1 protein-coding gene is annotated in these 3,722 nt (G+C 35.9%); it reads right to left on the reverse strand.

Annotated elements, in window-relative coordinates; all coding sequences use genetic code 11:
• Positions 1–3,722: thioester reductase domain-containing protein (locus CALSC_RS23855; protein ID WP_143288355.1), on the reverse strand; the 3,722-nt coding region annotated here is incomplete at both ends.

Raw genomic sequence — 3,722 nt, forward strand, 5'->3', positions numbered from 1 at the left:
CGGCTGGGGATTAGACAAATGAAAAATTTGATTTAATGATTTGGATTTTTCCTGTTGTGATAAGTAAACAATAGCTTTAGCTATATAATCGACAGGAGTCATATCTATGATTGAATTTCCCTCGGGAACCCATTTTAATTGAATAAAACCTCGAATCATTCTAATTAAACGGTCATTGATGTTCACAATGCCATTTTTACTGTCTCCCGATACTCTTCCTAATCTATAAATAGAAATAGGAATTCCTCTATAATCAGCTTCGGAAACCAATTTTTCGGACACCCATTTTGTTTGATGATAGCCACCAGATGGAACTTGTGAATGTTTGAATTTATGAAGCTGGGAAATTGTTTTGATTTGAGAATGTTCTGGGGAATTTAAAACGCTGAGAGTAGAAATATAATGTACTGGTTTGAGTTTTATTTGACTTGCTAATCTCAAAATTTCTTGGGTTCCACCTACGTTACTAGCTTCAAGCATTGAGTATGGATAAACAAGATTAGTTACTGCAGCATTGTGATAGATAATATCTAGTTTTTTTGCTAATTCTTGAAATTCTACTTTAGTTAATCCTAAATACGGTTGCGATAAGTCTCCAACAATGGGGATAATTCTATGATTAAACGATTCTTGCCAAAGTAAGTATTTTTGGAGATTATTTTTCAGTTTATTTTTAGCTGATTCTTGATTAGCAGCACGAACTAAACAATAGACATTTGCTTGTTTATTTTGCAATAGTTCAGCAAGTAAAAATGCTCCCAGAAAACCAGTAGCTCCAGTTAAGAAAATATGATGGGGATTGGTGCAATCTGCAAATGTTGTCGAATCTGGATGAATACTTGGATCTAAAGTTGCTTTGGCGTTTAAAGTTTGGAGAATTTCTGATTCTGTTGTTGACTGACGAATCTCTCGGGATTGACAGTGAGTAATCAGTTTTTGTAATCTTTCCAGAAAACTATTCGCCAAATTTTCAATTGTTTGTTGGCGATGTATCTCTTTATTATAAGTCCAATCTAGTTTTAGCTGACCGTTGGTGACAATTCCATTAATATCTATTAAGTGAGTCCGGTGTCCTTGCAAACTACGACTAATACCTTTTGATTCTGGTGCTGGGGTAAACAATGATGATTCAGCTTGCTGTTGGTTAAATTGACCAAGGTAATTAAATTTGACTTGGGCTGTGTCATAATTTAGCTTGGCTTGAGAATCACTTATGTACCGTAGTAAACCATATCCAATACCGCGTTCGGGTATTGAGCGCAGTTGTTCTTTTACTGCTAATAAAATATCTTCTGTTTGGTCAATATCTTTGGTATCAAGCAATACAGGGAATACGGTGGTAAACCAACCTACTGTACGGGATACATTCACATCGGGGAAAAGTTCTTCTCTTCCGTGTCCTTCCAAGTCAATAGTTAGTGTTTGCTTACCAGTCCATTGATTAAAAGCTTGTAGTAGTGCGGTTAAAAGCACATCATTGATTTGAGTCTGATATATTGCTGGTACTTTGTGTAAAAGTTCTTGAGTATTTGTTGTACTGAGTTGTACTGATATAGTTTCAACTTCAGCTATGGTATTTTTACCATGAGAAAAGTCTACTGGTAGAAGGGTAAATTGTGTTTGTGAAGAGTTCTGCCAGTATTCTAATTCTTTTTGTATTTTAGACGATTGGGCGTATTCTCTCAATCTTTCGGCCCATTTTTTAAAAGAAGTGGTTTTTGCTGGTAGTTTTATAACTTCACCTTGGGTTATTTGCTGATAAACTTGCTGCAAATCTGCAAGTAATATTCGCCATGAAACTCCATCCACTACTAGATGATGAATCGCAATTAATAAGCGTGATGGTTGTTGTGCACCTAGGTCAAATAAAGCGATTCTAATTAAAGGACCATCGGATAAGCTGAGACTTTTTTGCAGTTTGGTTGCTGTCGTAGAGATTTCTGCTGTTTGTTCTTCGGGGGTTTTATTGGTTAAATCAATCTGTGTAAATGGTATTGTTTCCGATGGAAGGGTGTTAATTTGCTGCCAACCAAATTCGCTGTCATGAAAACGTAGACGTAAAGCATCGTGATGTTCTATTATAAACTGCAATGCTTGCTCTAAAATGACTGGGTTAAGTTTTTGCTTGACTTGGAATAAAAAGGACTGATTCCAATGGTGGGATTCGTTAAAGTTTTGCTCAAAAAACCAGTGTTGAATTGGTGTTAGAGGTACTTCACCAGTTACCAATCCTTGTTCTGCATCAATGACATAATTAGTTTGGGCTTGGTCTAATAAAATTGCTAATTCAGCAATAGTGGGTTTGTCAAATAGCTGTTTGGGAGTAATTTGCAAACCTGCTTGATTAGCTTTAGCAACGATTTGCATACTCAGGATAGAATCTCCACCCAATTCAAAGAAGTTATCGTTAATTCCGATTCGATTAACTCCCAGAATTTGCATCCAAAGTTCTGCTAATTTTTCTTCTACCGGATTGCGAGGTGGAACAAAATTTTTGCTTGATAATCCTTGAATATTGGGACTTGGTAAAGCTGCGCGATTTATTTTTCCATTGGGTGTTAAGGGTAAAGCCTCCATCTGTACAAAGGTATTTGGTACCATGTACTCTGGTAATTGCTGCTGCAAAAAGTGACGCAGGTTTTCAGTACTAACTGTCTGTGCAAAATCAGTTACTGTATATGCAATTAAGCGCTTGTTACCTGATTGATCTTCTTTTGCTATGACTACGGTTTCTTTTACACCTGAATGTTTAAGTAGTGCTGTTTCTATTTCTCCTAGTTCGATGCGATATCCATGAATCTTTACTTGATAATCAACCCGTCCAATAAATTCAATATTTCCATTGCGAAAATAGCGAGCTATATCCCCAGTTTTATATAATTTTTCTCCAGGTAAAAATGGATTAGGAATAAATTTATTATTAGTTAATTTTGGTCGATTGAAATAACCTCTAGTAACTCCTGCACCCCCAATATATAATTCACCGGGAGTCCCAATGGGAACGGGTTGGAAATTTGTATCTAATAGATAAATTTTGATATTAGGAAGAGGACGACCAATAGGAACCGTTTTTGAGTTGCGAACTTCGTTAAACTCTAATTTAGAATCTACGTGATAAATTGATGCTCCAACAGTTGTTTCTGTAGGCCCATAGTGGTTAAATATTTGACAATTTTGAGCATAATTTTGTAACTGTTCAATTAATTCCCAACTACAAGCTTCCCCTCCCAGAACCAGACATTTTTTTGGTAAAATATGTTCTGGATGGGAAGATGTTAATAAGGCTTTGAGGTGGGTAGGAACAATTTTTAAGCAGTCGATAGAATGCTGAGAAAAATATTCTGCTAATACTTCTGGATGGGAAGCTCTTGGTTGTGAAATTATATGCAAGCAAGCTCCCAAAGCTAAAGCAGGAAATATGATTGTATTTCCTAAATCTGCTGCAAAAGTAGAAACTGTTGCGAAGGTATTACAACTTTCTAAATTCAGTTTTTGCGTAATTCCATAGTAATAATTCAGAAGTTGTTGATGTTCTACAGCAACTGCTTTTGGTCTACCAGTGGAGCCAGAAGTAAATAACAAGTAAACTAGATTTTCTGGGGTAACTTCACTACTAGGATTATCTTGTTTTTCATGACTAATAACCTCTGTATCTGTATCGAGAGATATTATTTGTAGACTTGTTTGATGTAAATTAGCCGATAGTTCTTGCTGAGTTATAC

The organism is Calothrix rhizosoleniae SC01, from assembly GCF_900185595.1.
In the GTDB taxonomy this organism is placed as follows: Bacteria; Cyanobacteriota; Cyanobacteriia; order Cyanobacteriales; family Nostocaceae; genus Calothrix_A; species Calothrix_A rhizosoleniae.